Here is a 22388-nt window from a genome sequence, read left to right as displayed (position 1 = left end):
ACGTGCCCGTTCGCCTACGCCTAGACGTCCGACGCGGTCAATCTCCGCAGCCGCCACACGAGTTGCCGCAGCCCCCGCACCCTCCGCCCGTGGAGCCCGTCCGCTCTCGTTCGGCGCGCTTCTCGCGTTCCGCGGCCTGACTCGCCCGGACGTCCAGGCGGTGTGAGCCCACGGCGGGGTGCCAAGGGCGCGCTTGGGGCGGGCGGTTGGGCAGCAGTCCGGCCACGACGTAGTCGGAGACGATGCGGTTGCCCGCTTGGTTGTAGACGGCGGACCGCAGCAGGATCTCCGCTCCCTCGTATGCCTCGCCGTACAGGAGCGCCTCGTACGGCTCCCGGCGAGCGTCGACATCGCGGTGGGCCTTGCGCAGGCTCTCCTCCGCGCCACCGACGAGCGGTTGCCTGCCCCAGGTTCTGCCGGTACTCCAGCGGGAACGCGCGGCCAGCGGCCCGGCAGTGGTGGTGACCGCGTTCGGGTACAGCCAGTGGAAGCCCACCTCCGAGACGCGCACACCGATCACCAGGACGGGCCGGCTGCCCGAGGCGAGCCGCCGCAGCGCCCACCACACACCAACTCCCCTCCCCAGCAACGGTGTTCCGGCCATGAGGCACACGAGTGCATATCCCTGCTCGTTGAACGCGTTGTACGGGGAGTCGGTGCCGTGGGCGGCCAGGTCACGGTTGAGGCCGTACAGGAGCAGCGCGGCGGCGATCAGGCAGAGCCCGCCTCCGGACAGTGCCCACCACATGGCGTATCGGCGGCGACCGGCGAGGGCGGACTGCGCGGGCAGCGGGTGGGTGGCGGCACCCGCTGCGGACCGGAAGAGGGTCCGTTGACGGCGACGGGCACGCAGTCGGGTCCAGGCTCCGGTGAACGCGTAGACGGCCACTGCCAGTTCGAGCAGATGCCGCACCCGGTCCTCGGCCGTGGTGTCGTAAGTGATGAGGAAGAGAAGGGAGTTGACGGGGAGCACGGCAGCGGCGAGTGCGGCGGCACCGGGCAAGTACCGGTACCACAAAGGCAACAGGCCGAGCAGGACGACCTCGCCGTACACGCTCCACACCGTCGACGACGGCAACGCCGTCACGTCGTGCCACGTCATCACCCAGAACACCCCGGTCGCCGCGGCCAGCGTCCAGGCCCCCGGCCCCGGCGCGAGAACCCCTCGCGGCACGGCATCCCGCCACTGCTCGGCCGCCGTCACGGGCCAGGAGCGGACCTCCGCGGGGGCGACGCCCGCCGGCAAACGCTTGACGTGGTCAGACATGAGGACAGTGTCGCCAGGCAGGCCAACGGCCACCTCGCATCGCGGCAACAGGATCGCCACAACCTGCGAATCGCCTTCTCAGCGGACTCGACTTGCCAGTCCTCCCCGGGCCGACTCCGCCGGGCCCGGCCTGTCCCGGCTCGGCAGCGGGTCGGCACCCCTCCGTCGTGCCACGATCACGGACATGAACCCGTACATGAACACGGACAACATCACCCCCAACTCGCCCGAAGTGCACCGCAGATGGCAGGCACGGGAGGCGCCGGGGTACGACTGCGTGCTGTTCGCGGACGGGTCGCTGGCCGTGATGGAGCTGGTGCGTCTCGGTCCGCCCGGAGGGGCCGAGGACCCGCGCGACGAGCGGTGGCAGTGGCACGAGTGCCTGCGCGCCACCTCCTGGACGACCCGGGACTGGGTGGACGTCGACTCCGTGCTCGCCTCCGACGTACGGGACGGGCACCGTGCTCTGGCCGGTGAGTCCGCCGCGCACGGGAGCTTCGGGTGGGTGGCGCTGACCCGGGACGACGCGGTGCGGACGCTGTGCTGGATCGCGGTCTGCGCCTGGTCCGACCCGTTCGGCCAGGTGGTGTTGGACGAGACAGCGGTGACGGCGGTCAGCACGTCGGGCCGGACCTGGGCCTTTCCGCGCAGCGCTCCTCAGGACGTACGGATCGGGTGCTGACCGCTGCCTCGCTCCTGACGCTGACCGTGCCAGAGACGTCGAGGCTCGGGTCTCGGGGAGCGATCGACAGTCGGAGTGACAGTCGGAGTGAAGGTCAAGTTCACCTTTAGGGTTGAGAGTTCGGCATCCCCGTCCGCGCGACCAGCAACGCCACATCGTCGTGACCGCTGGGATGACGCATGGTGTGCAGCAGCCGGTCGCAGGTCTCCTCGGGGGGCCGGGTGGGATCGTCGAGGGCGTCGAGCAGGGCCGCGAGGCGGACGTCGATGGGCTGGTCGCGGGTTTCGACGAGGCCGTCGGTGTAGAGGATGAGCTGTTCGCCGGGGTGGATGTCGAGGCGGGTGGTGTGGAAGTCGACGCCGCAGCCGCCGAGGGGGGCGCCGGTGGGCAGGTCGAGCAGTTCGCGGGTGCCGTCGCGGTGGTGCAGGAGTGGCGGGAGATGGCCTGCGACGGAGATGTCGCACTGTGCGGTGTGCGGGTCGTACACGCCGTAGACGCAGGTGGCGATGGCCTCGCCCAGACCGTCGGTGATGCGGTCGAGGTGATGCAGGATCTCCTCGGGAGGCAGGTCGAGATCGGCCAGCGTGCGGGTGGCGGTGCGCAGTTGGCCCATGGTGGCCGCGGCGGCGACACCGCTGCCCATGACGTCGCCGATCACAAGGGCGGTCTTGTCGTCGCTGAGCGGGATGACGTCGTACCAGTCGCCACCGATCTCCACGGTGGCCTGTGCGGGGCGGTAGCGGACCGCGATGTCGAGGCCGGGGCGGCGCGGGGTGGGCCGGGGCAACAGGCCTCGTTGGAGGGCGATGGCGGTGCGTCGCTGCTCCTCGGCGGCGCGATGCCGGTCGGTGACGTCCACGCTCAGGGTGGCCACGCCCAGCACCTTCCCGCTCGGCGCCTCGAGCCGGTAGAAGGAGACCGACCAGGCGTGGTCGTGGTCCGGGTCGGCTTGGGTGCGGCCCACCGTGTACTGGTCGATCACGGAGACCCCGGTGTCCAGTACTTTCCGCATCGCCGACTCGAAGGACGCGTCGACCTGGGGCATGATCTCGTGCGCGTGCCGCCCGACGTGTTCGGCGGCGGGCACGCCGTTCATGCGTTCCTCCGCGGGGTTGACCGAGATGTAGCGGAGGTCGGTGTCCAGGACGGCGAGTCCGATCGGCGACTGCGACACCAGTCGGGTGGACAGGGCGAGGTCGCGCTCCACGCGCCGCAGAGTGGCCTGGTCGGTGGCCAGCCCCAGGGCGTAGCCCGCTCCCTCCTGGTCCTCCAGCCGCATGTTGCGGAATTCGACGAGGCGGCTGCTGCCGTCCTTGTGGCGCACCGGGAAGGCGCCCGCCCAGATGCCTCCGCCGGCCATGACGCGGGCGAACAGGTTGAGCACCTGCTCCAGGTGCTCCTCGAAGACGAGCAGCGGGGCAGCGTACTCCCCGAGCGCCTCCTGGGGGGTGTATCCGAAGAGTTCCTCGGCCTGGGGGCTCCACAACCGGATCCGCCCCTCGCCGTCGAGGACAACCGCGGCCACGCCCAGCTCATCGAGCAGGCCTCCGGTCCCGGAGGGCGCGGGGCCCGCTCCGGGATCGGCCCCCAGGGGGTCGGTCGCACCCATGTCCACGGGCTCTCCTTCCGGGCCCCGTCGGGCTGCCGCACCGGACGCGCACCGGGCACCCGGATACGCGGCACCGGCCCCTCCATACTCCCTCGCCACCGTCCTCACCCGCACGCCCAGCCCGGACCTGTTTCGGGCCGTGCTCCCGCTGGGTGCGTCGTCCTTCACTCTGCGCAGCGCTCCCCCGGCGCCGGCGGCGGAGACCTGCCCGGATCGCGGTCCCGCCCGCTCTCCTCGGAGTCGTGGCGGGCAGGCGGCGCGGGCAGACTGGTCGTATGGCACTGAACTGGAAGCTGGTCATCGACAGCAGGGACGCGGCGACCCTCGCGGACTTCTGGGCCGCCGCGCTGGGCTACGAGGTGGAGGACCCGAGCCCGCTCGTCGAGCAGCTGCTCGCGGCCGGGCAGCTGCCCGAGGCCGCGGTGGCGGAGCACCACGGGCGCAAGACCTTCCGGGGCTATGCCGCGGTCCGCCATCCCGAGGACCCGTTCGACCCGACGAGCGGGGTCGGCGGCGGACGACGGCTGCTCTTCCAGGACGTACCGGAGGAGAAGTCCGTCAAGAACCGGCTGCACATCGACATCCACGGCGAGGCGGGGGGCCTCGAAGTGCTGGCGGCCCGACTGGAAGCGCTGGGGGCGACCCGGGTCCGTGAGGTGGACCAGGGCCCTGCCGGACACTGGTGGATCATGCGTGATCCGGAGGGCAACGAGTTCTGCGCCGCGTAGGCCAAATACCGCCAATCAATGGGGAGTTGTGACTTCGGGCGGCAGCGCGTACTCTGCCTGCCGCCCGACAGCCGCCGCTCGCCTGCGAGTCGGGCCTCCTCGGCGTCGACGCATCGCCGCAGGTCCCCGCGGCCCGTTCGGTTTGCCGGAATCGCACAGCCCCGCGACGGTGGCCGCGGACCGGGACGCTAAGTCTCAACGCGGTTACGGATCGAACATTCACGGGCCCGGGTATTAGGTTTGGCTTACCTAAAATGTATGGTGGCGCCGACGGTCCGAGGCGGGGAGGTTACGTGGTGTCCAAGGGCGGCGTTCGTCTGGTGGCGAAGGAGCTCGAGGTCGGGCATGCGGGCCGGACGGTGCTCAAGCAGGTCGACGTGTCGTTGCGTGCCGGTGCCATCACCGTTCTGGTCGGGCCCAACGGCTGTGGCAAGTCGACCCTGTTGCGCACCGTCGCGGGGTTGCTCCCGCCGATCGGCGGCGAGGTGCAGATCGACGGCCGTCCCCTCAACTCGCTTTCCAGGCGGTCCCTTTCGCAGGAACTCGCCTTTCTTCCGCAGGCATCGCTGGTACCCGCCGGGGTGACGGTCCGTGAGCTGGTCAGGCACGGCCGCTACGCCCACCGGGGCGCGTTCGCCCGGCACACCGACGAGGACCTCTCCTCGATCGAGTGGGCGCTGGAGGTCACCGACGCCGGTCCGCTGGCCGACCGCAGGCTCGACGAACTGTCCGGCGGCGAGCGCCAACGCGCCTGGCTGGCAACGGTACTTGCCCAGCGTGCGGGTGTACTTCTGCTCGACGAGCCCACGACGTATCTGGACCTGCGGCACCAGTTCGAGGTGCTCGACGTGGTCCGCAAACTGGCCCGTGAGCACGACATCGCCTGCGGCGTCGTCCTGCACGACCTGATGCAGGCGGCCGCGTACGCCGACGAGGTCGTGGTGGTCTCCGACGGCTCGGTGACGGCCTCCGGGACGCCGGAGGAGATCCTCACCCCGGACACCATCGAGCGTGCCTTCGGGCTGCGGGTCGACGTCGTACGCGACCCCGAGAGCGGCTACCTCGCCTGCTTCCCGCAGCGGTCCGCGCCCGCCGCCGCCTCCTGAACCAACACCCCAACCCCCCAAGTACGACCCGTCCTTCACCATCAGCACAAGGGAGAAACTCCACCATGCACAGAATGCTGCGCGCCCTCGCGACGGGCGGCACCGCCGTCGCGCTCATGCTGGCCGCGGTCGGCTGCGGAGGCGGCACCGCCGGGGACGCCGGTGACGAGTCGGGGGGCGACAAGTCCGGCAAGGGCAAGATCGCGATCGACACCGAGCGCGGTACGGTCCACCTCGACAAGCCCGCGAAGAAGGTCGTGGCCCTGGAGTGGACCTACACCGAGGAGCTCGTGGCGCTCGGCGTCACGCCGGTGGGCAGCGCCGACAACAAGGGCTACGGCACGTGGATCACCGCCAAGGGCGCCGAGCTTCCGAAGCAGGTCACCGACGTCGGTGACCGCAACGAGCCGAGCCTGGAGAAGATCCGGGCGCTGCGTCCCGACCTGATCGTGATCGACGACGACCGCTCGAAGTCGAACCTCAAGCAGCTCAAGAGCATCGCCCCCGTGGCGTCGTTCAAGTACACCACCAAGCCCCAGCTCGAGACGATGAAGCACAACTTCACCGAGCTCGCGAAGGCCGTGGGCAAGGAGGACAAGGCCAAGGAAGTCATCGGACAGATCGACACCAAGGCCGCCGACCTCAAGTCCCGTCTGGCGAAGGCCGACAAGGCGGGCCTGAAGTACGCGCTCGCGCAGGGCTTCACCGCCAACGGCACCGCTTCGATCCGGATGCTCACCGACGACGCCTTCGCCCCGCAGGTGCTCAACCTCGCGGGTCTGAAGAACGGTTGGAAGGGCAAGTCCGACGTCTGGGGCATGACCACCGTCGGTGTGGAGGGCCTGACGAAGGTCGAGAAGGACTCGACGTTCCTGTACGTGGCCAGTGAGGCCGACAACCCCTTCACGGGTGATCTGGCGGGCAACCCGGTCTGGAAGAACCTGAGTTTCGTCAAGCAGGACCGCACCCGCGCTTTGGACCCGGGCACCTGGCTGTTCGGCGGCCCGCTGTCGGCGGTGCAGATCCTCGACGAGACCGGTAAGGCGCTCAAGGTCTGATGACCGCTTCGGTTCCTGTGCTCAGCCGCCGCCCACGAGCTCTGCTCGTGGGCGGCGGGCTGTCCCTCGTCCTGTGCCTGGTGGGCGTCGTCCATCTCGGTCTCGGCGCCTCCGGCGTGGGCATCGGCGACATCGCGCGGGTTCTGGTGGGCAGTGGCGACCAGAACACCGAGGACGTGCTTCTCGGTGCGCGGCTGCCGCGTACGCTCACCGGGCTCGTGGTCGGTGTCGCCCTCGGTGTGTCCGGGGTGCTCATCCAGGGCGCGACCCGCAATCCGCTGGCGGCCCCGGACACCCTGGGCGTCAACGCCGGTGCCTACTTCGCCGTGGTGCTCGTCGCGTTCACCGGCGCGGACCTCGGTCCGATACCCTCCGGCGGCGCGGCCTTCCTCGGCGGGCTGGTCGCGATCGGTCTCGTGTATCTGCTCACCAGCGGTGGCGTTCTGACGCCGGGCCGGGTGCTGCTCGCCGGTGCGACCGTCGCGCTCGCGGGTACGTCGGCCGCCGAGCTGATGCAGATCCTCGACGTGCAGGCCACCCGCGGGCTGTTCTTCTGGGGCAACGGCACGCTGATGCAGTCCGGCCTCGAACGGCCGTTGACGCTCGGCGCGTTGGTGCTCTTCGGCGCTCTGCTCGCCCCGCTCCTCGCCCGGCCGCTCGACCTGATGGGCCTGGGCGACGAGACCGCTCAGGCGATGGGCGTGCGGGTGGAGCGCATCCGTCCGGCGGCCTTCCTGATCGCCGTGCTGCTTTCGGCCTCGGCGGTCTCGCTGGCCGGACCGATCGGCTTCGTCGGCCTCATCGCGCCGGTCATGGTGCGCCAACTCGGCGTTCGCAAGCACGCGTTGCTCATCCCGCTGGCGGCCGTACTGTCCGCCGCCCTGGTGCTCACCGCGGACGCGGCGGCCCAGCTGACCCTGCCCCCGTCGGCCGGGTACGCGGAGATCCCGGTCGGCGTGGTCACCGCGCTGATCGGCGGACCGGTGTTCATGGCGCTGGCGCGCCGGGTGAGCACGGGTGACGCGGACAGTGGTGCGGCGGTGACGGTGGCCGGTCAACGGCACCTGCCCGCCTACACGGTGGCGATCGGCGCCGGTCTTGTCGCGCTGGCGGCCGCGATGGCGATCGGGCTGCGCATCGGTGATGTGCACATCAGCTGGGGCCAGTTGGGCACGGCACTGTTCGGCTCGGGCGACCCGATGACCGAGGCGGTCCTCTCGTACCGGCTGCCGCGCATTTTGGTGGCGGCGCTGGCGGGTGCCTGTCTGGCGGTCGCCGGATCGGCGGTTCAGGCGGTGGTGCGCAACCCGCTGGCCGAGCCGGGCCTGGTGGGCGTGACCGGTGGCGCCTCGGTGGCGGCCATGCTGGTCATCCTCGTCGTTCCCTCGGCTCCCGCGGTCGCTCTGCCGTTCGCGGCGGGGATCGGCGGTGTGCTGATGCTGAGTCTGGTCGTCCTGGTGGCCAGGGGCCCCAAGAGCGGCGGCCGCAGCGGTCTGGACCCGACGCGTGTGGTGCTCGTCGGACTCGGGGCGGGCGCCACCGCGATGGCACTGGTCAACATCATGGTGGTCGGCGCGCAGATGAACATCTCCGCGGCACTGACCTGGCTCAACGGCAGTACGTACGGCCGTGATTACACCGCACTGAACTGGCTGGTGCTGCCCGCGGTGGTCGCCGTGCTCCTGGTGTTCGCCTCACGTCCGGTGAACATGCTGGCGCTTGGCGACGAGCTGCCGCGCGCGCTCGGGCTGCGCCTTGGGCGCGTACGGCTGCTGGTGCTCGGTGCGGGTGCCGTGCTGGCGTCCGGTACGGCTGCGGCGGTGGGCGCGATCGGCTTCGTCGGACTGGTCGCTCCGCACCTGGCGCGCCGCCTCGTCGGCAACAGCGCCGCGCGGATGGTGCCGATGGCAGCCGTGCTCGGTGCGGTGCTCGTGGTCTCCTCGGACGCGCTCGGGCGCTGGCTGATCGCGCCGACCGAGATCCCGGTGGGCATCGTGACCTCGCTGATCGGTGCGCCGTATCTGGTGTGGCTGCTGCGCCGCAATCAGGACGCCTGAGCGGTACCGGTCAGGGAGCGGCCCACGGGCGTGTCCGCGCTCGTGGGCACCGGCCGCAGTGTGCGGGCGGCCAGCATGCCGAGCAGGCACAGGGCCGCCGAGGCGAGACAGACGGCGGTGAAGGCGTCGGTGAACGCCTCCTGGGCAACCGGCCGCAGGCTGGGCTCGATGTCGCCGAACTGCCCTGTCCCGGTGGCCTCTTGGGCGGCCGACGCGCCCTCGGCGGTGCTCAGTCCGGCATCGACGCGCGCGGTGAACAGGGCGCCGAACACGGCCACCCCGGTGGCCGTGCCGAGCGGATAGCAGGCGTTGGTCAGGCCCGAGGCCATGCCTGCCCGGTCGGCGGGTACGGCGCCCACCGCGACGCCCATCAACGGCGGGAAGATGACGGCGCTGCCGCAGCCGAGCAGGACGAGGCCGGTCGCCGTCAGCAGCGGGCCGCCGTCCGCGGCGGCCGCGAGAGCGAGCAGTCCGAGGGCCTGTGCGGCGAAGCCGGCCGCCACCAGTGTCTGTGGCGGGTGGAGCTTCTGCAGCCGGGCCACGAACATCCCGGCGACCAGCACACTGCCGGTCAACGGCAGCAGATGCAGGCCGACTTCGAGCGGTGAGTAGTCGTGCGTGGCCTGGAGCCACAGGGTGACGAAGGCCAGTACGCCGAGGCAGGTCATCCGGGCGAGGAAGCCCAGGACCGCGGCGCCGGACAGGGCGCGGATCCGCAGCAGGGCCATGTCGATGAGTCCGTCCGGGCGGCGCTGGCTGGCCACCAGGGCGGCGGCCAGGGTGAGTCCGGCCGTGGCCGACAGGAACACTCCGGGTGACGTCCAGCCCTTCTCGGGGCCGACGGTCAGGGGGTAGTGCAGCGCGAGCAGGGCGCCGACGGCGAGGAGTGCGCCCAACGGGTCGAGGCGGCGCGGGTGTTCGGGCGCCGCGGACTCGGGCATCCGGGTCAGTGCGCCCGCGACGACCAGTACGCCGATCGGCACGTTGACGAGGAAGATCCACCGCCAGCCCAGGGTCTGCACCAGGATGCCGCCGACCACCGGCCCGAGGGCTCCGGCCGCGGAGGCGATGGCGGCGAAGGAGGCGATCGCCGCCTGGCGACGGGCGCCTTCGTAGGCGGCGGCGATCAGGGCGAGCGCGGGTGCGAACACCATGGATCCGCCGAGCCCTTGGGCCGCGCGGGCGACGATGAGGGTGCCCGCGTCGGGTGCCAGTCCGCAGGCGGCCGAGGCGAGGGTGAACAGGACCATGCCCGCGGTGAACACGGCCCTGCGGCCTATGCGGTCGGAGAGCGCGCCCGCGGTGAGCAGCAGCGCCCCGAAGGCGAGCGAGTACGCCGACACGGTCCACTGCACGCGGTCGAGTCCGGCGTCGAAGTCCCGGGCGATGGCGGCGAGTGCGACGTTGACCACGGTCACATCGAGGGTCATCACGACCCCGCCCGCACTGACCAGGGCGAACGTCCAGCGTGCGGCGTGCGGGCTGGCGGGCATCGCTGATCACCTCGGGGATGGGGAGTGCCAGAAAGGTTTGGTTAGGTTAACCTAATCACAGCGGAGGGGTTCCGGCACCCGCCACGAGGTGCGCATACGGGGCGAGTTGAGCGCTCGTCACACCGGAACCCGTCGAGATGGGCTTGTGAGTTAGGTAAACCTTACCTAAACTCCTCCTCGGCCTGGTCACCGGGCCCAGGAGCCTTGCCTACCGCGACACTTCGGAGCCGCTGATGCCCACCCCGCAGAACCACCCCGTGCCCGACCTGTCGGAGGTGACTCCCGCGGCCTGGCGGGAAGCCAACCAACAGCTCCTTGCGAAGGCCGTCGGAGAGTGGTGCTTCGAGGACATGCTCAAGGCGGTGGACACCGGCGAGGGCGGCTACCGCATCGACCTCGACAGCGGCACCTCCTACGCCTTCAGAGCCACCGTGGGCGCCTTCGGCTGGCTGCGGGTGGACCCGAGGTCCCTGACCCGTACCGCGACCAGCATGTTGGGCAACTCCATAGCCGAACCGGCCTGGGACGCACAGCAGTTCCTGCTTGAAGCGGCCTCGACGCTGGGCACCGACCCCTCGACCGTGGCCACCTACTTCACCGAACTCTCCGCCACGCTGGCCGTCGACGCCGCCCGTATCACCCACGGCGGCGAGACCGTGGCCGAGCTGCTCGACCTCGGCCACAGCGAGCTGGAGTGCCGGATGACCGGCCACAACCTCCTGGTCGCCAACAAGGGCCGGATCGGCTTCTCGGCCACCGACGTCCGCCGCTACGCGCCCGAGTCCGCCCAGCCGCTGACCCTGCAGTGGGTGGCCGTGCACCGCGGTCTCGCCGAGTTCCGCGGTACCTCCGAACTGTCCGAAGAGGCCATCCTCGCCCGCGAGTTGGACGAGTCCACCCGGGCGCGCTTCACCGCGGTACTGGAAGCCGCCGGAGCCGACCCGCAGGGCTATGTGTGGATGCCGGTGCACCCCTGGCAGTGGGACCACGCGGTGCAGATCCTGCACGCCGCGGACATCGCCCAGCAGCGCATCATCCCGCTCGGCGAGAGCCAGGACGCCTATCTTCCGGGTCAGTCGATCCGCACCATGGCCAACGTCGGCACCCCCGACCGGTACGACGTCAAACTCCCGCTGAAGATCCTCAACACCCTTGTGTGGCGCGGGATTCCGCCGCACTGCACGATGGGCGCGCCGGTCGTCACCCAGTGGCTGCGCGGACTCGTCGAGCGCGATCCGTTCCTGACCGACACCTGCCGCACCGTCTTCCTCGGCGAGGTCGCCTCGGTGACGGTGCGCCACCCCTACCTGACCAAACTCCCGGACGCCCCGTACCAGCACCTGGAGACCCTGGGCTGCATCTGGCGCGACTCGGTCACCGCCCGCAAGGACGCCGACGAGCGGGTGCGCACCTTCGCCTCGCTGCTGCACGTCGACCACACCGGCGACGCCTTCGTGGCCGCGCTCGTCCGCTCCTCGGGCCTCGAGCCGCAGGAGTGGCTGCGGCGCCTGTTCGACACCCTCCTGGTACCGATCCTGCACGTGCTCTACCGGTACGGGGTCACCTTCAACCCGCACGGCCAGAACACCCTGCTCGGCTACGACGAGAACAACGTGCCGGTCCGCCTGTACCTGAAGGACTTCGTCGACGACGTCTGTGTGTCCTTCACCGACGTGCCCGAGCGCGGCGCCGAGCCGGACGGGCACGACCACGTACTGCCGCGCAAGCACCCCTCGATCATCAAGCAGCACGTGATGGACCAGGTGTTCGTCGGGCACTTCCGCTACCTCGCGCCGCTGTGCGCCGAGCAGTTGGGCGTCCCGGAGAAGACCTTCTGGTCCCTGGTCCGCCAGACCATCCTCGACTTCCAGAAGCGCAATCCGGAACTGGCCGAGCGCTTCGCCGAGTACGACCTGCTGACCCCCGAGATCCCGCGTTACGGGCTCAACCGCGACCGGATCGTGGTCACGCGCTACGGCGACCGCGCACTGCGCCACGCGCTGTACCCCAACGGCACGCACCCCAATCCGCTCGCAGAAGGCTGAGGAGACCGGCGCGTGATACCGCTGACCGAAGCACCACCCGTTCCCGCCCCGTTCCCCCCGTCCGTGCTCGCCGGGACCCGCGAGGGTCTCGCCGAGGTGCGGGCTGCCCTGACGGAAACGGTCGACACCGCCCTTTCCGCCGCCCGTCCGGCAGGCCCGATCCCCGCGGGCACTCCGGCCGAGGTACTCGCCGCGGCGGCCAAGGCCCTCGGCGACGCCCGGCTCCCCGACGCGGGCATGGGCACCAGAGCGGCGCTGAACCTGATGGCCAATGTGCTGATCGAGCACGGCATCGATCTGTCGCACCCGCGTGCGGCCGCCCATCTGCAGCCGCCGACGCTGTCGGTCGCGGTGGCCGCCGACGTTCTGGCCTCCGCGGGCAACGCCTCGCTCGACACCTACGACTCGGGCCCCTCGGCGATCGCCGTCGAGCGCTGGCTGATCCAGGCGCTGACCCGCCTGGCCGGACTCGGCGACCGCGCCGACGGCGTCCTGACCCCCGGCGGCTCGCTGTCCAACCTCCTCGGCCTGCTGCTCGCCCGGGACGCCGCCGCCCTGCGCCGCGGACTCAACGCCCGCGAGCACGGGGTGGCCGCGCTGCCCGGCCCCGTCGTGTTCTGCTCCGAGCTCGCCCACTTCTCGGTGCACCGCGCCTGCGCGGCACTCGGACTCGGCGAAGCCGCCGTACACCCGATCGCGACCGACGCGCGGCGGCGCATGCGTCCCGAGGCGCTGGCCGCGGCGCTCGACGCGCTCGGCCCGGACCGGACACCGCTCGCGGTGATGGCGACGGCGGGCACCACCGACTTCGGCTCCATCGACCCACTGCCGCAGATCGCCGAGATCGCCTCCGGGCACGGCGTCTGGATGCACGTCGACGCCGCGTACGGATTCGGCGCCCTGCTCTCGGACCGGCTCGCCAAACGACTCGACGGACTCGAACTCGCCGACTCCATCACCCTGGATCTGCACAAGATCGGCTGGCAGCCGGCCGCCACCAGCGTCCTGCTCGTCTCCGACACCACCGCGTTCACCTCGCTGGACCGCGAGGTCGCCTACCTCAATCCGACGGACGACTCGGAGGCGGGCTACGACGGTTTGCTCGGCCGGAGTCTGCAGACCACCCGCCGCCCGGACGCGGTGAAGGCCACCGCCACGATGCTGGCCTACGGCCGCGAGGGCCTGGGCCGGATGGTCGACACCTGCCACGACCTGGCCCGCCACGCCGAGCAGCGCATCCTCGCCGAGCCCCGGCTCGAACTGGTCGCACCGGCCGAACTCACCACGGTGGTCTTCCGCTACCGCACCACGGACTTGTCCCGGGCGGACGAACTCAACGGCGCCCTGCGGCGCCGGCTCCTGGAGACCGGCACCGCGCTCATCGGACGTACCGAGGTCGCCTCGGCCGAGGACCCGGCGACCAAGCAGGTGTGCCTGAAGTTCACCCTGCTCAACCCCACCACCACGACCGAGGACATCGACGATCTCGTGGCCGTCGTACTCGACGCAGGCCGGGCCTGTGCACGTCTCATTGAGGAGAGCGCCGGATGAGCACCCCCGCGACGACTTCGACTCCCGGCGGCGTACCGGCCGACCCGCTGCACACGCTGAACCCGCGGGCCGCGGCCGAACACGCCCATGTCGAGGCGCTGTTGCGCTGCTGGCTGCGGGAGACCGGCTCCCCGGTCGCGCCCGGCCCGCTGCGCGTCGAGCTGCCGACCGCCGGACTGGCGCTGGTCACCGAGGTGACCCACTGCTCCCCCACCGGCTGGCACCGCTTCGCACCGGCACGCCTGGAGGGCCCAGGCGGGCCGCTGGGTGCGGCGGCGGACCCGGTGACCGCCGTCGCCCTGCTCTCCACCGAGGCCGCGGTACGGGGCGGCAGCCGCGCCGGAGGCGTACCCGAGGGCGAGGTGGCCGATCTGGTCGAGCGCACCGCCGAGTCGGTGCGCCGGGTGGCCTCCTTCATCGGTCACCGCCGCGCCAACCCCGAGCCGCCGAAAGGCACCGACGGCTTCCTGGACGCCGAACAGGCCCTGCTTCTGGGGCACTTGAACCACCCCGCGCCCAAGAGCCGCGACGGCATCTCGGACCACGACGCCGCCGCGTTCTCACCGGAGCTTCGCGGCTCCTTCCGGTTGCACTGGTTCGAGGCCGACGCCTCGGTGGTCTCTCACGACGCCGTCGACGGCGCGCCCTCGCTGGCGGGCAAGGACACCGTCCAGCTGCTCGCCGAACTGGCCGGTCAACGCCCCGCCGACGGCCGGGTGTTGGTACCGGCGCACCCGTGGCAGGCCCGTGACCTGCTGCACCGGCCGCGTATCGCGCGCCTGGTCGCCTCCGGCGCGCTGAAGCCGCTCGGCGAGCTCGGCGCCGAGTGGTGGCCGACCTCCAGTGTGCGCACCGTCTACCGGCCCGACGCCGACGTGATGCTGAAGCTCTCGCTCGGCCTGAGGCTCACCAACTCCCGCCGCGAGTCCACCCGTACGGAACTGCGCCGCGGTCTGGAGATCAACCGGCTGCTCGACGCGGGCTACGCCGCGAGCACCTTCGCCGCGCACCCGGGCTTCGCCATCACCCGTGACCCGGCGTGGCTCGCCGTCGACGAACCGGGGCGCGCCCAGGGCCCGGAGATCACCGGGCTCGACGTCGCCGTACGCGAAGTGCCGCCGCACATCGCCGACTTGAAGTGCCTGGTCGGCCTGGTCGCCCCGCAGCCCGGGCTCGGCCGCAGCGCGCTCGGCGAGATCGTCGCCGCGCTCGGCGCGGGCGCCGCCGAGCAGTGGGTGGCCGACTACACCGACCAGGTCCTCGTCCCGATGCTGCACCTGTACGCCGCCACCGGCATCGGCCTGGAGGCCCACCAGCAGAACACGCTGGTACGGCTCGACGAGCGGGGCCGGGTGACCGGCAGCACCTTCCGCGACAACCAGGGCTACTACCTGGCGACGTCCCATCTGCCCGGTCTGCTCAAGCAGTTGGGCGCGGACTCCTCGACGCTCGCGGTGGTCGACGACGCGCTGGTCGACGACCGGCTGTCGTACTACCTGCTGCGCAACCAGGCGCTGTCGGTGATCGGCTGTCTGGCCGTCGACGGTCTGGCAGACGAGCGCGACCTGCTCGCCGTGCTCGCCGCCCGGCTGCGGGCCGCCCTGCCGCAGCTCGCCGAGGCGGGACCCGAGGGCGACCGCCTGGCCCGCCGCTGGCTGGACGCGGACACCCTGCCGTGCAAGGGCAATCTGCTCACCCGCCTGCACGGGATCGACGAGGTGCTGGCCCCGCTGGACGCCCAGTCGGTCTACCTGGACGCGCCCAACCCCCTTCAGGAGGCCTCGGCGTGACCTCGTCACCCGCACGGCAGGACGCGCCCGCCGAGGTTCCCGGTCCGCCGCTGCCCCGGCTCGAAGGGCCCTGGTCGGCCCGGATCGCCCAGGCCGAGGGCGCGGACCTGGACCTCGTACACGGCTGGATGCAGGAACCGCACATCGACGCCTTCTGGCACCAGGCCTGGCCGCGCGAACGGTGGGTGGAGGAGATCTCCGGACACCTCGCGGGCGAGGCGATCCTGCCGGTGGTGATCCGGCACGAGGGAAGCGACCTCGCGTACATCGAGGTCTACCGCGTACAGCGCGACCGGCTCGCCGGGCACTACCCGCACCTGCCGCACGACCTCGGTGTGCACATCGCCATCGGCGAGGCGGGCCGGACCGGCAAGGGGCTCGGCCGGGCGCTGCTGCGCGCCCTCGCCGAGGGCCTGCTGGCCGCCGACCCCCACTGCACCCGGGTGGTCGCCGAGCCGGACGTGACCAACGCCCCCTCGCTCAAGGCCTTCACCGCCGCGGGCTTCCGCCCCGCCGGTGAGGTCGTCTTCCCCGACAAGAAGGCCGCGCTGCTCGTGCATCCGCGCTCGGACAAGGACATGCCCCGATGACCGAACTCACCGCCACCGAACACGATGTGGTGGCCATCGGCTGCGGCCCCTTCAACCTGGGCCTGGCGGCGCTCGCCTCCACCGTCGACGACCTCGATCTCGTGGTCCTGGAGGAAGAGCCCGAGCTGACCTGGCACCGCGGCATGATGTTCGGCGACGCCTCGATGCAGGTGAACTTCCTCGCCGACCTGGTCACCCTGGTCGCCCCCAGCCACCCGCTGTCGTTCCTGGCCTACCTGCACGACATGGACCGGCTCTACACGTTCACCGTGCGCGAGAACTTCTTCCCCTCGCGCCGGGAGTACGAGGACTACCTGCGCTGGGCGGCCTCGAAACTGCCGTCGGTGCGCTTCTCGCACCACGTCGACGAGGTCGAATGGGACGCCGCGGCCGAGCAGTTCACGGTACGGGTCACCCGCGGCGACGGCACCGCGCTGCGGCTGCGCGCCCGCAACCTGGTCCTGGGCATCGGCACCGCGCCGTACCTCCCGGACGCCCTGAAGTCGTTGCCGTCCGAGCGGGTGCTGCACACCTCGGACTATCTGCACCGGGCGGCCGACGTGGCCGCCGCGGGCAAGGTGACCGTGGTCGGCTCCGGCCAGTCCGGGGCCGAGGTGACCATCGACCTGCTGAACCGCAACCTGGACGGCGGGCCGGCGGTCAGCTGGCTCACCCGTACCACGTCGTTCGCGCCGCTGGACTACACCAAGATGAACCTGGAGCTGACCACTCCGGCGTACATGCACTACTTCCACTCGCTGCCGCAGGACACCCGCGACCGGCTGATCGGTGAGCAGTGGCAGTTCTACAAGGGCATCTCCACCGACACCCTGGAGGAGGTCCACGAGCTGCTCTACCGGCGTCAGCTGGAGCACCAACTCGCCGAGGTGGAGCTGCGGTTCGGCATCAGCGTGGAGTCCGCGGGCACGGACGCGGCCGGGCGGACGGTGCTCACCTGCCGCCACCGCGACACCGGGCAGCTCTTCGAGCACACCACCGATCTGGTCGTCGCCGCGACCGGCTACCGCAACCGTCCGCCGTCGTTCCTGAAGCCCGTCGAGGAGCTGCTGCTCCGCGACGAGCAGGGGCGGCATCGCGTACGGCTCGACCACTCGCTCGAACTGGCCGACGGGGTCGCGGGCCGGGTGTTCGTGGCCAACGCCGAGATCCACTCGCACGGTGTGTCCGCGCCGAACCTGGACATCGGCGCGGTGCGCAACGCGGCGATCCTGAACACGATCACCGGGCGCGAGGCCTACCGCCTGCCCAAGCGCAGCGCGTTCACTTCGTTCGAGGCGCCGGGGCGGGCCTAGTAGAGCGGACAGGTGCGGGCCCCGGAGCACTCGCTGCTCCGGGGCCCGCACCCGTTGGGCGCCCAACTCGCCGTACGGCTTTGCCGGTTGCCGGGTCAGCGCGTTGCGGCGTTACCGCGTGGAGCCGGAGGCCGACCGGGCGAGGACGATGTCACGCAGGTCCCCCTGGCGGACCAAGGCGGTCATCTTCTTCAGGTCGGGGGACATCCAGCGGTCGTCCTTGAGGGGCTGGATCGTCTGCCGGATGCGCGCGTGCAGGGCGGCGCTCCCGGCGCCGAGTGAGAGTCCCTTCATGTCCTCCTTGATGAGGTCGATGCCCTGCGCGTCCATCATCAGCAGGACGGCGAGCACCGTTTCGAAGCGGTCCAGGTTCTCGTGCAGGTTGCGCGCGGAGGCCATGGCCATCGTGTTGTGGTCCTCCTGGCCGTCCTTGGCCGGGCGGGACAGCACGCCGGAGGGCGCGGCCCGGGTCTGCATCTCGGGGATGAGGGCGGCGGCGACGGTCTGCACCTGCACCATGCCCGAGTTGAGGCCGACGGGCGGGTAGGCGAGGTTGGCGGGCAGGCCGTAGCTCCACTTCTTGGAGAGCAGCCGGGCGGAGAGTTCGTGCGTGAGTACGGCGACGTCGGTGGCCTCGGCGTTGAGGGTGTCCATGGCATGGCCGATCTGGGCGCCGTCCCAGTTGCCGCCCATGACGAACTCGTAACCGCCGCCGTCCTTGGGGAAGATGAGCGGATTCGAGGTCGAGGCGTTGGCCTCGCGTTCGACGATGGTCCTCGCCTCGTCGAGGGTGTGCACCAAAGTGGCGGCGATGTGCGGAGCCGCACGTACCGACACGGCGTCCTGGACGCGGGGCGAGGTCTCGCCCAGGCGTTTGCGTCCGGCCTCCGTCATCCAGTCGCTGTCCCCGACCAGCCCGCGCAGCCGGGCGGCCACGGCCTCTTCCTCGGGGATCCGCCGCTCTTTGTGGGTGCGCGCATCGAGCGAGCTCTTCTCGGCTCGGGTCGCCTCCATGAACAGGGCGAAGGCGCCCTCGAACTGGGTCTCCAGGGACTTCGCCCGGTCGATGGCGTGCACGTACCGTGCGGTGAGCAGGCCGCTGCCGCTGATGATCGGCAGTGCCTCACCGGCCTGGAGCGGGAACGAGGGTTCCAGGCCCGCCTCGCGGAGAATCTCCTTGGCCGGTGCGGTGCGGCCCCGGTAGCGAGCGGGTGCGTCCTCACCGGTGAGGACGAGGCCCGCGGCGGCCATCGGCTGGAGGTCACCGGTGCCGAGCGAGCCGATCTGCGGGATGACCGGGGTGACACCGGCGTTGACGAGGTCGAGCATGCGCCGCACCAGTTCCGGGCGTACGCCCATGGTGCCGCGGGCCATGGCGTTGGCGCGGAGCACCAGGGCGAGGCGCGCCTCGCCGTCCGGGACCGGCTTGCCGACCCCGGCGGCGTGCGAGCGCAGGATGCGGCGCTGGAACTCCTCCTGCTGATCGGGGGTCAGTGGCTGGTCCTTGAGCGGGCCGAGCGCCTGGTTCCAGCCGTAGACGCGCTGGCCCTCGTCGAGTGCCTTCAGCGCGCCCTCGCGGACCCGCTGCATCGTGCGCGCCGTCCCGTCCTCCAGTTCCAGGGTCACCGGGCGGCCGCGCACGATGTGGACCATGTCGTCCAGCGTGAGCGAATCACCGTCCAGGACCAGGTGTTTCGACGGTGCCGGGCGGGGCTCGGCAGCGGCGGCCTGTGCCGCCGTGTGCGGAGCGATGGCGGGGAGGGCGGTGGCGGGAAGGGCGGTGGCGGGAAGGGCGGTGGCGGGAAGGGCGGACATCAGGGGCGCGGCGGTGAGCGCCGCCAGTACGAAGGGCAGGCATTTCTGTCGAAGATTCACTCGCAGATGGTGTGCATGATCGACAGGGGCGACGGTTCGATGACACGTTCCCCCGGCGTTGTTCCCTCCCATGGCCGCAGGCACTACGGAGTGCGACGGTCGTGGGTCACGAACCGGCCGGGCGGCGTGCGGTCGGCCAGTGCGGGTGCAGGTGGTCGATGACGTAGTGGTGGCTGTGCCGGTTGGAGTCGGTTGTGGGGCGGACCTCGGCGAGGTGGGGATGGCCGGGTGGCAGACCGGGATGCGAGTGGTCGAGATGGGCGGGGTCGGGGGCCGGCCAGAGCAGGGTCGCGGCCAGGGCGCCGGTGAGGGCCAGCGCGCCGAGTGTCCAGGAGGCGGCGGTCGTGCCCGCCGCGACCGAGAGCCAGCCCGCCAGGGGGTAGGTGAGCAGCCAGCAGCCGTGCGAGAGCGAGAACTGGGCGGCGAAGGCGGCGGGCAGGTCGGCGGGGGCGGCCGAGCGGCGGATCAGTCGTCCGGTGGGCGTGAGGGCCGCCGAGCACGCGGCGCCGAAGGCGGCCCAGGCGAGGAGGAGTGCGGGCCAGGACGGGCCCGAGGCGGTGGCGATGCCGTGAGCGGCGAAGACGGCGGGTACGACGCAGCCCGCGGGGAGCATGACGGCGTGGTCGCCGACGCGGTCCAGGAGCGGGGGCAGCAGGAGTGCGGCGGCCATCGAACCGGCTCCGTAGGCGGCGAGCGCCAGGGACACCTCGCCGGGCGAGCGGTGCAGTTGGTCGCGGACCAGGACCACGGTGTTCACCACGACGGTCGCGCCCGCCGCCGCTACGGCGAGGTCGAGGCCGAGGAGGGCGCGCAGCCGGGGCGTCGCCCAGAACAGGCGGATGCCGAAGCCTGCCTTGCGGCCCAGGCCACCGGTTCGTGCCACGGGGGCGCGAGGGGGCAGTACGCAGGACAGGACCAGGAGCGCGGAGGCCAGGAACCCGGCGACGGTTCCGGCGAACAGCCAGTCGTAGGTGACCACGGACAGCAGGGCCGCGGCGAGTGCCGGGCTGAGGAGGGTCTCCAGGTCGTAGGCGAGGCGGGACATCGTCAGGGCGCGGGTGTAGTCGCGTTCGTCCGGCAGTACGACGGGGAGGGTCGCCTGGAAGGTGGGGGTGAACGCGGCGGAGGCGGCTTGCAGGAGAAGGACCAGGACGTAGATCTGCCAGATCTCGGTGACGAAGGGGAGTGCCACGGCGACGGCGGCCCGGGTCAGGTCCATCGCGACCATGAGCGCGCGCTGCGGAATGCGCTCGGCGAGGGCGCTCACCAGCGGGGCGAGGGTGACGAAGGCGACCATTTTGATCGCGAGGGCGGTGCCGAGGACGGCGGAGGCACGCTCCCCCGCGAGGTCGTAGGCCAGCAGGCTGAGTGCCACGGTGGCCAGACCGGTGCCGAGCAGCGCGATGACCTGGGCGGCGAACAGATGACGGTAGGTGCGGTTGCGCAGCACAACAAGCACGGCCGCGTCCTTCGGTCGACGGGGCGAACTCCTCGCACCATAGCGTCATGTGCACACCTGCGCACATGACAACGTCGAATCGGGCCGACCGTACGATGGCCGCATGACCACACGCGAACCGGGCCCAGTTGCAAGTGGTGCGCATGAACGCGCTCCCGGGCGGGAGCAGTTGCGGACGGCGGCGACCGTCTTCGCGCTGCTCGCCGACCCGACCCGGCTGCATCTGCTGTGGCTGCTCGCGCAGGGACCGGCGGACGTCACCGCGCTGACCACGGCGAGCGGGGCCGCGCGTACCGCGGTCAGCCAGCACCTGGCGAAGCTGCGGCTGGCCGGTCTCGTCCACGCCCGCAGGGAGGGCAGGCACGCGGTGTACGCGCTGAGCGACGGGCATCTGCGCCGACTGGTCGTGGAGGCACTGAGCCATGCCGACCACCAGGTCACCGGAGCGCCCTGGCACGCCTGAACCGGCCCTGGTGGCGGGCCGGTTCAGGGTGAGCTGTCGCCATTCGGCCCTGACCACACGCTGCTTCAGAGTCTTGTGCGTGAAGTGCCGGGCGGGTACGCCGAGTTATCGGGCGAGCAGGTCCGAGGGCGGCGGGGGCGTCCAGCGGCCGGTGCGCGGCTTGGGCGACCTGACGCCGTACTCGTCCTTCAGATGCTCGGGGATCGCGTACTGCATGACGCGACCCCGGGTCAGGGAGCTGAGCTCGAAGACCGTGGTCAGTTTGCCCAGGTGGTCCAGGGCCCAGGCACCCAGCGGGGAGGCGTCCTCGATGCTTTCGAGGACGCCGAGCAGTGCGGGCGACAGTTTGACGGCGGCGTCGAAGGACGAGCGGGGCACCTCCAGCCAGTCGGCGGCCGTGTCCCCGATCAGATACCGGATGACGGCCGGGACCACCGGGTCGAAGAGGGTGCCGGGGACGACCTCCTCGTAGAGGTCGATCAACTGCCGTGTGAGCAGGGTGCCTTCGGCGGACGGGCCCATGTGACGGGTCATGTAGAGGTCGGAGAAGTCGCGGGCGGCGGCGAGGTCGGCGGGCCCGGCCTCGATGTCCACGCCGAGCATGGCGCCCACCACGCGCCAGGCGTAGTAGTAGGCGTCGGCGCCCTCCTGGGTCATGTGGATGCCGAGCCGGTGCAGGGCGTCCAGGACCTGGATGGAGAACATCATCTGCCCGCCGATCATGTCCTCCTGGCAGATCGGCACCCCCAGGGCTGCCTCGTCCCACAGGCCCTTCTCCCGCAGGTGGTGGCGGATGGAGGCGTGCAGCAGACGCACCTTCTGCGCGGCGGGCACGAAGCGGCTGCCGGACTCGAAGGCGTCGGGCCGCATCAGGTACACGGTGAACTGGCCGGTCTCCGCCATCCGTTTGGACGGGTACGAAAGGCCGTGCGTGGCGCTGAGCAGCCGGGCCACGTGCGGCAGCATGTAGCAGGCGGGCATGGAGGCGAAGGACAGCGCGGTCGAGATGTGCACGTTGTTGTCGATGAAGAACAGCCTCGCCCGCTCCATCTCGGCCCAGTCCACCCAGGCGGGCGGGTGCGCGGTCGCCTCCAGATACTCGCGCGCGACCTCGGGCAGGCCGTCGGGCAGCGGCTGTCCCGACTGGTTGAACCAGCGCATCAGGGTGTTGAACTTGCCCACTTCGCCCCGCTCGAAGAGGGTGCGCACGGTGGCGTCGGCGAGTTCGTCGCCGCGCAGCCGCAGGGCGTCCATCGACTCCTCGGTGGGCCTGGCGGCCCGGGTGCCCGGCGCGTCGGCGGG

The 22388-nt window shown here is 71.3% G+C and carries 17 protein-coding genes; 11 read left to right on the top strand and 6 right to left on the bottom strand.

Features of this window, described 5'->3' with window-relative positions; all coding sequences use genetic code 11:
* Window positions 1-37: 37 nt before the first annotated feature.
* Window positions 38-1267, bottom strand: a complete 1230-nt coding sequence (locus HUT18_RS33070; RefSeq protein ID WP_176104177.1) for a hypothetical protein — start codon at window positions 1265-1267, stop codon at window positions 38-40.
* Between the two features lie 184 nt (window positions 1268-1451).
* On the opposite strand from HUT18_RS33070, the gene HUT18_RS33065 reads away from it, so the two are divergent.
* Window positions 1452-1949 carry a hypothetical protein gene (locus tag HUT18_RS33065; RefSeq protein ID WP_254878910.1) on the top strand — a complete coding sequence of 166 codons (498 nt, stop codon included), beginning with the start codon at window positions 1452-1454 and terminating at the stop codon, window positions 1947-1949.
* A gap of 106 nt (window positions 1950-2055) precedes the next feature.
* Here the strand turns inward: HUT18_RS33065 and HUT18_RS33060 are convergent, their stop codons facing one another.
* Entirely contained in the window at window positions 2056-3558 is a 1503-nt protein-coding gene (locus HUT18_RS33060) for a SpoIIE family protein phosphatase (protein WP_176104176.1), read from the bottom strand.
* Window positions 3559-3833: 275 nt separating this feature from the next.
* On the opposite strand from HUT18_RS33060, the gene HUT18_RS33055 reads away from it, so the two are divergent.
* The 4 genes from HUT18_RS33055 (at window position 3834) to HUT18_RS33040 (ending at window position 8507) form a co-directional block, all read left to right on the top strand.
* Window positions 3834-4286 carry a VOC family protein gene (locus HUT18_RS33055; protein WP_176104175.1) on the top strand — a complete coding sequence of 151 codons (453 nt, stop codon included), beginning with the start codon at window positions 3834-3836 and terminating at the stop codon, window positions 4284-4286.
* Window positions 4287-4606: 320 nt separating this feature from the next.
* Window positions 4607-5392 (top strand): ABC transporter ATP-binding protein, encoded by a 786-nt coding sequence (locus HUT18_RS33050; protein WP_254878909.1) that lies wholly within the window; start codon window positions 4607-4609, stop codon window positions 5390-5392.
* A gap of 65 nt (window positions 5393-5457) precedes the next feature.
* On the top strand, window positions 5458-6450 hold the full coding sequence (locus HUT18_RS33045; protein WP_176104173.1) for an ABC transporter substrate-binding protein: 993 nt from the start codon (window positions 5458-5460) through the stop codon (window positions 6448-6450).
* A complete protein-coding gene (locus HUT18_RS33040) occupies window positions 6450-8507 on the top strand; it encodes an iron ABC transporter permease (protein WP_176104172.1) in 2058 nt (685 codons plus the stop codon). Before HUT18_RS33045 ends, HUT18_RS33040 begins: the two co-directional genes overlap by 1 nt.
* Here HUT18_RS33040 and HUT18_RS33035 read toward each other — a convergent pair.
* Entirely contained in the window at window positions 8495-10000 is a 1506-nt protein-coding gene (locus tag HUT18_RS33035) for an MFS transporter (protein ID WP_176104171.1), read from the bottom strand. The two genes, HUT18_RS33040 and HUT18_RS33035, sit on opposite strands and share 13 nt — an antisense overlap.
* 233 nt (window positions 10001-10233) lie before the next feature.
* Here HUT18_RS33035 and HUT18_RS33030 point away from each other — a divergent pair, with 233 nt between their 5' ends.
* From HUT18_RS33030 to HUT18_RS33010, 5 genes are read left to right on the top strand one after another with little or no spacing between them, the layout of a single operon-like run.
* Window positions 10234-12045, top strand: coding sequence for an IucA/IucC family siderophore biosynthesis protein (locus HUT18_RS33030; protein WP_176104170.1), 1812 nt, complete (start codon window positions 10234-10236; stop codon window positions 12043-12045).
* Window positions 12046-12057: 12 nt separating this feature from the next.
* The gene (locus HUT18_RS33025; RefSeq protein ID WP_217710542.1) at window positions 12058-13596 is read left to right on the top strand and encodes a pyridoxal-dependent decarboxylase; all 1539 of its coding nucleotides are present in this window, start codon (window positions 12058-12060) and stop codon (window positions 13594-13596) included.
* On the top strand, window positions 13593-15386 hold the full coding sequence (locus tag HUT18_RS33020; protein WP_176104169.1) for an IucA/IucC family siderophore biosynthesis protein: 1794 nt from the start codon (window positions 13593-13595) through the stop codon (window positions 15384-15386). The genes HUT18_RS33025 and HUT18_RS33020 overlap by 4 nt, the downstream gene beginning before the upstream one ends.
* Entirely contained in the window at window positions 15383-15976 is a 594-nt protein-coding gene (locus HUT18_RS33015; RefSeq protein ID WP_217710541.1) for a GNAT family N-acetyltransferase, read from the top strand. Before HUT18_RS33020 ends, HUT18_RS33015 begins: the two co-directional genes overlap by 4 nt.
* Window positions 15973-17289, top strand: coding sequence for a lysine N(6)-hydroxylase/L-ornithine N(5)-oxygenase family protein (locus HUT18_RS33010; RefSeq protein WP_176104168.1), 1317 nt, complete (start codon window positions 15973-15975; stop codon window positions 17287-17289). The genes HUT18_RS33015 and HUT18_RS33010 overlap by 4 nt, the downstream gene beginning before the upstream one ends.
* A gap of 111 nt (window positions 17290-17400) precedes the next feature.
* Here the strand turns inward: HUT18_RS33010 and hutH are convergent, their stop codons facing one another.
* The gene (gene hutH, locus HUT18_RS33005; RefSeq protein WP_303246570.1) at window positions 17401-19164 is read right to left on the bottom strand and encodes a histidine ammonia-lyase; all 1764 of its coding nucleotides are present in this window, start codon (window positions 19162-19164) and stop codon (window positions 17401-17403) included.
* 106 nt (window positions 19165-19270) lie between these two features.
* Window positions 19271-20623 (bottom strand): MFS transporter, encoded by a 1353-nt coding sequence (locus tag HUT18_RS33000; RefSeq protein ID WP_176104167.1) that lies wholly within the window; start codon window positions 20621-20623, stop codon window positions 19271-19273.
* A 103-nt stretch (window positions 20624-20726) separates the two neighbouring features.
* Here HUT18_RS33000 and HUT18_RS32995 point away from each other — a divergent pair, with 103 nt between their 5' ends.
* Window positions 20727-21086 carry a metalloregulator ArsR/SmtB family transcription factor gene (locus HUT18_RS32995; protein WP_176104166.1) on the top strand — a complete coding sequence of 120 codons (360 nt, stop codon included), beginning with the start codon at window positions 20727-20729 and terminating at the stop codon, window positions 21084-21086.
* A 105-nt stretch (window positions 21087-21191) separates the two neighbouring features.
* On the opposite strand, the gene HUT18_RS32990 is transcribed toward HUT18_RS32995, so the two are convergent.
* Window positions 21192-22340, bottom strand: a complete 1149-nt coding sequence (locus HUT18_RS32990; RefSeq protein ID WP_254879133.1) for an oxygenase MpaB family protein — start codon at window positions 22338-22340, stop codon at window positions 21192-21194.
* Window positions 22341-22388 lie beyond the last annotated feature (48 nt).

It is taken from the genome of Streptomyces sp. NA04227 (assembly GCF_013364195.1).
Classification (GTDB): domain Bacteria; phylum Actinomycetota; class Actinomycetes; order Streptomycetales; family Streptomycetaceae; genus Streptomyces.
The sequence above is the reverse complement of the archived record's forward strand: the minus strand, read 5'-3'. Positions and strand labels throughout refer to the sequence as shown.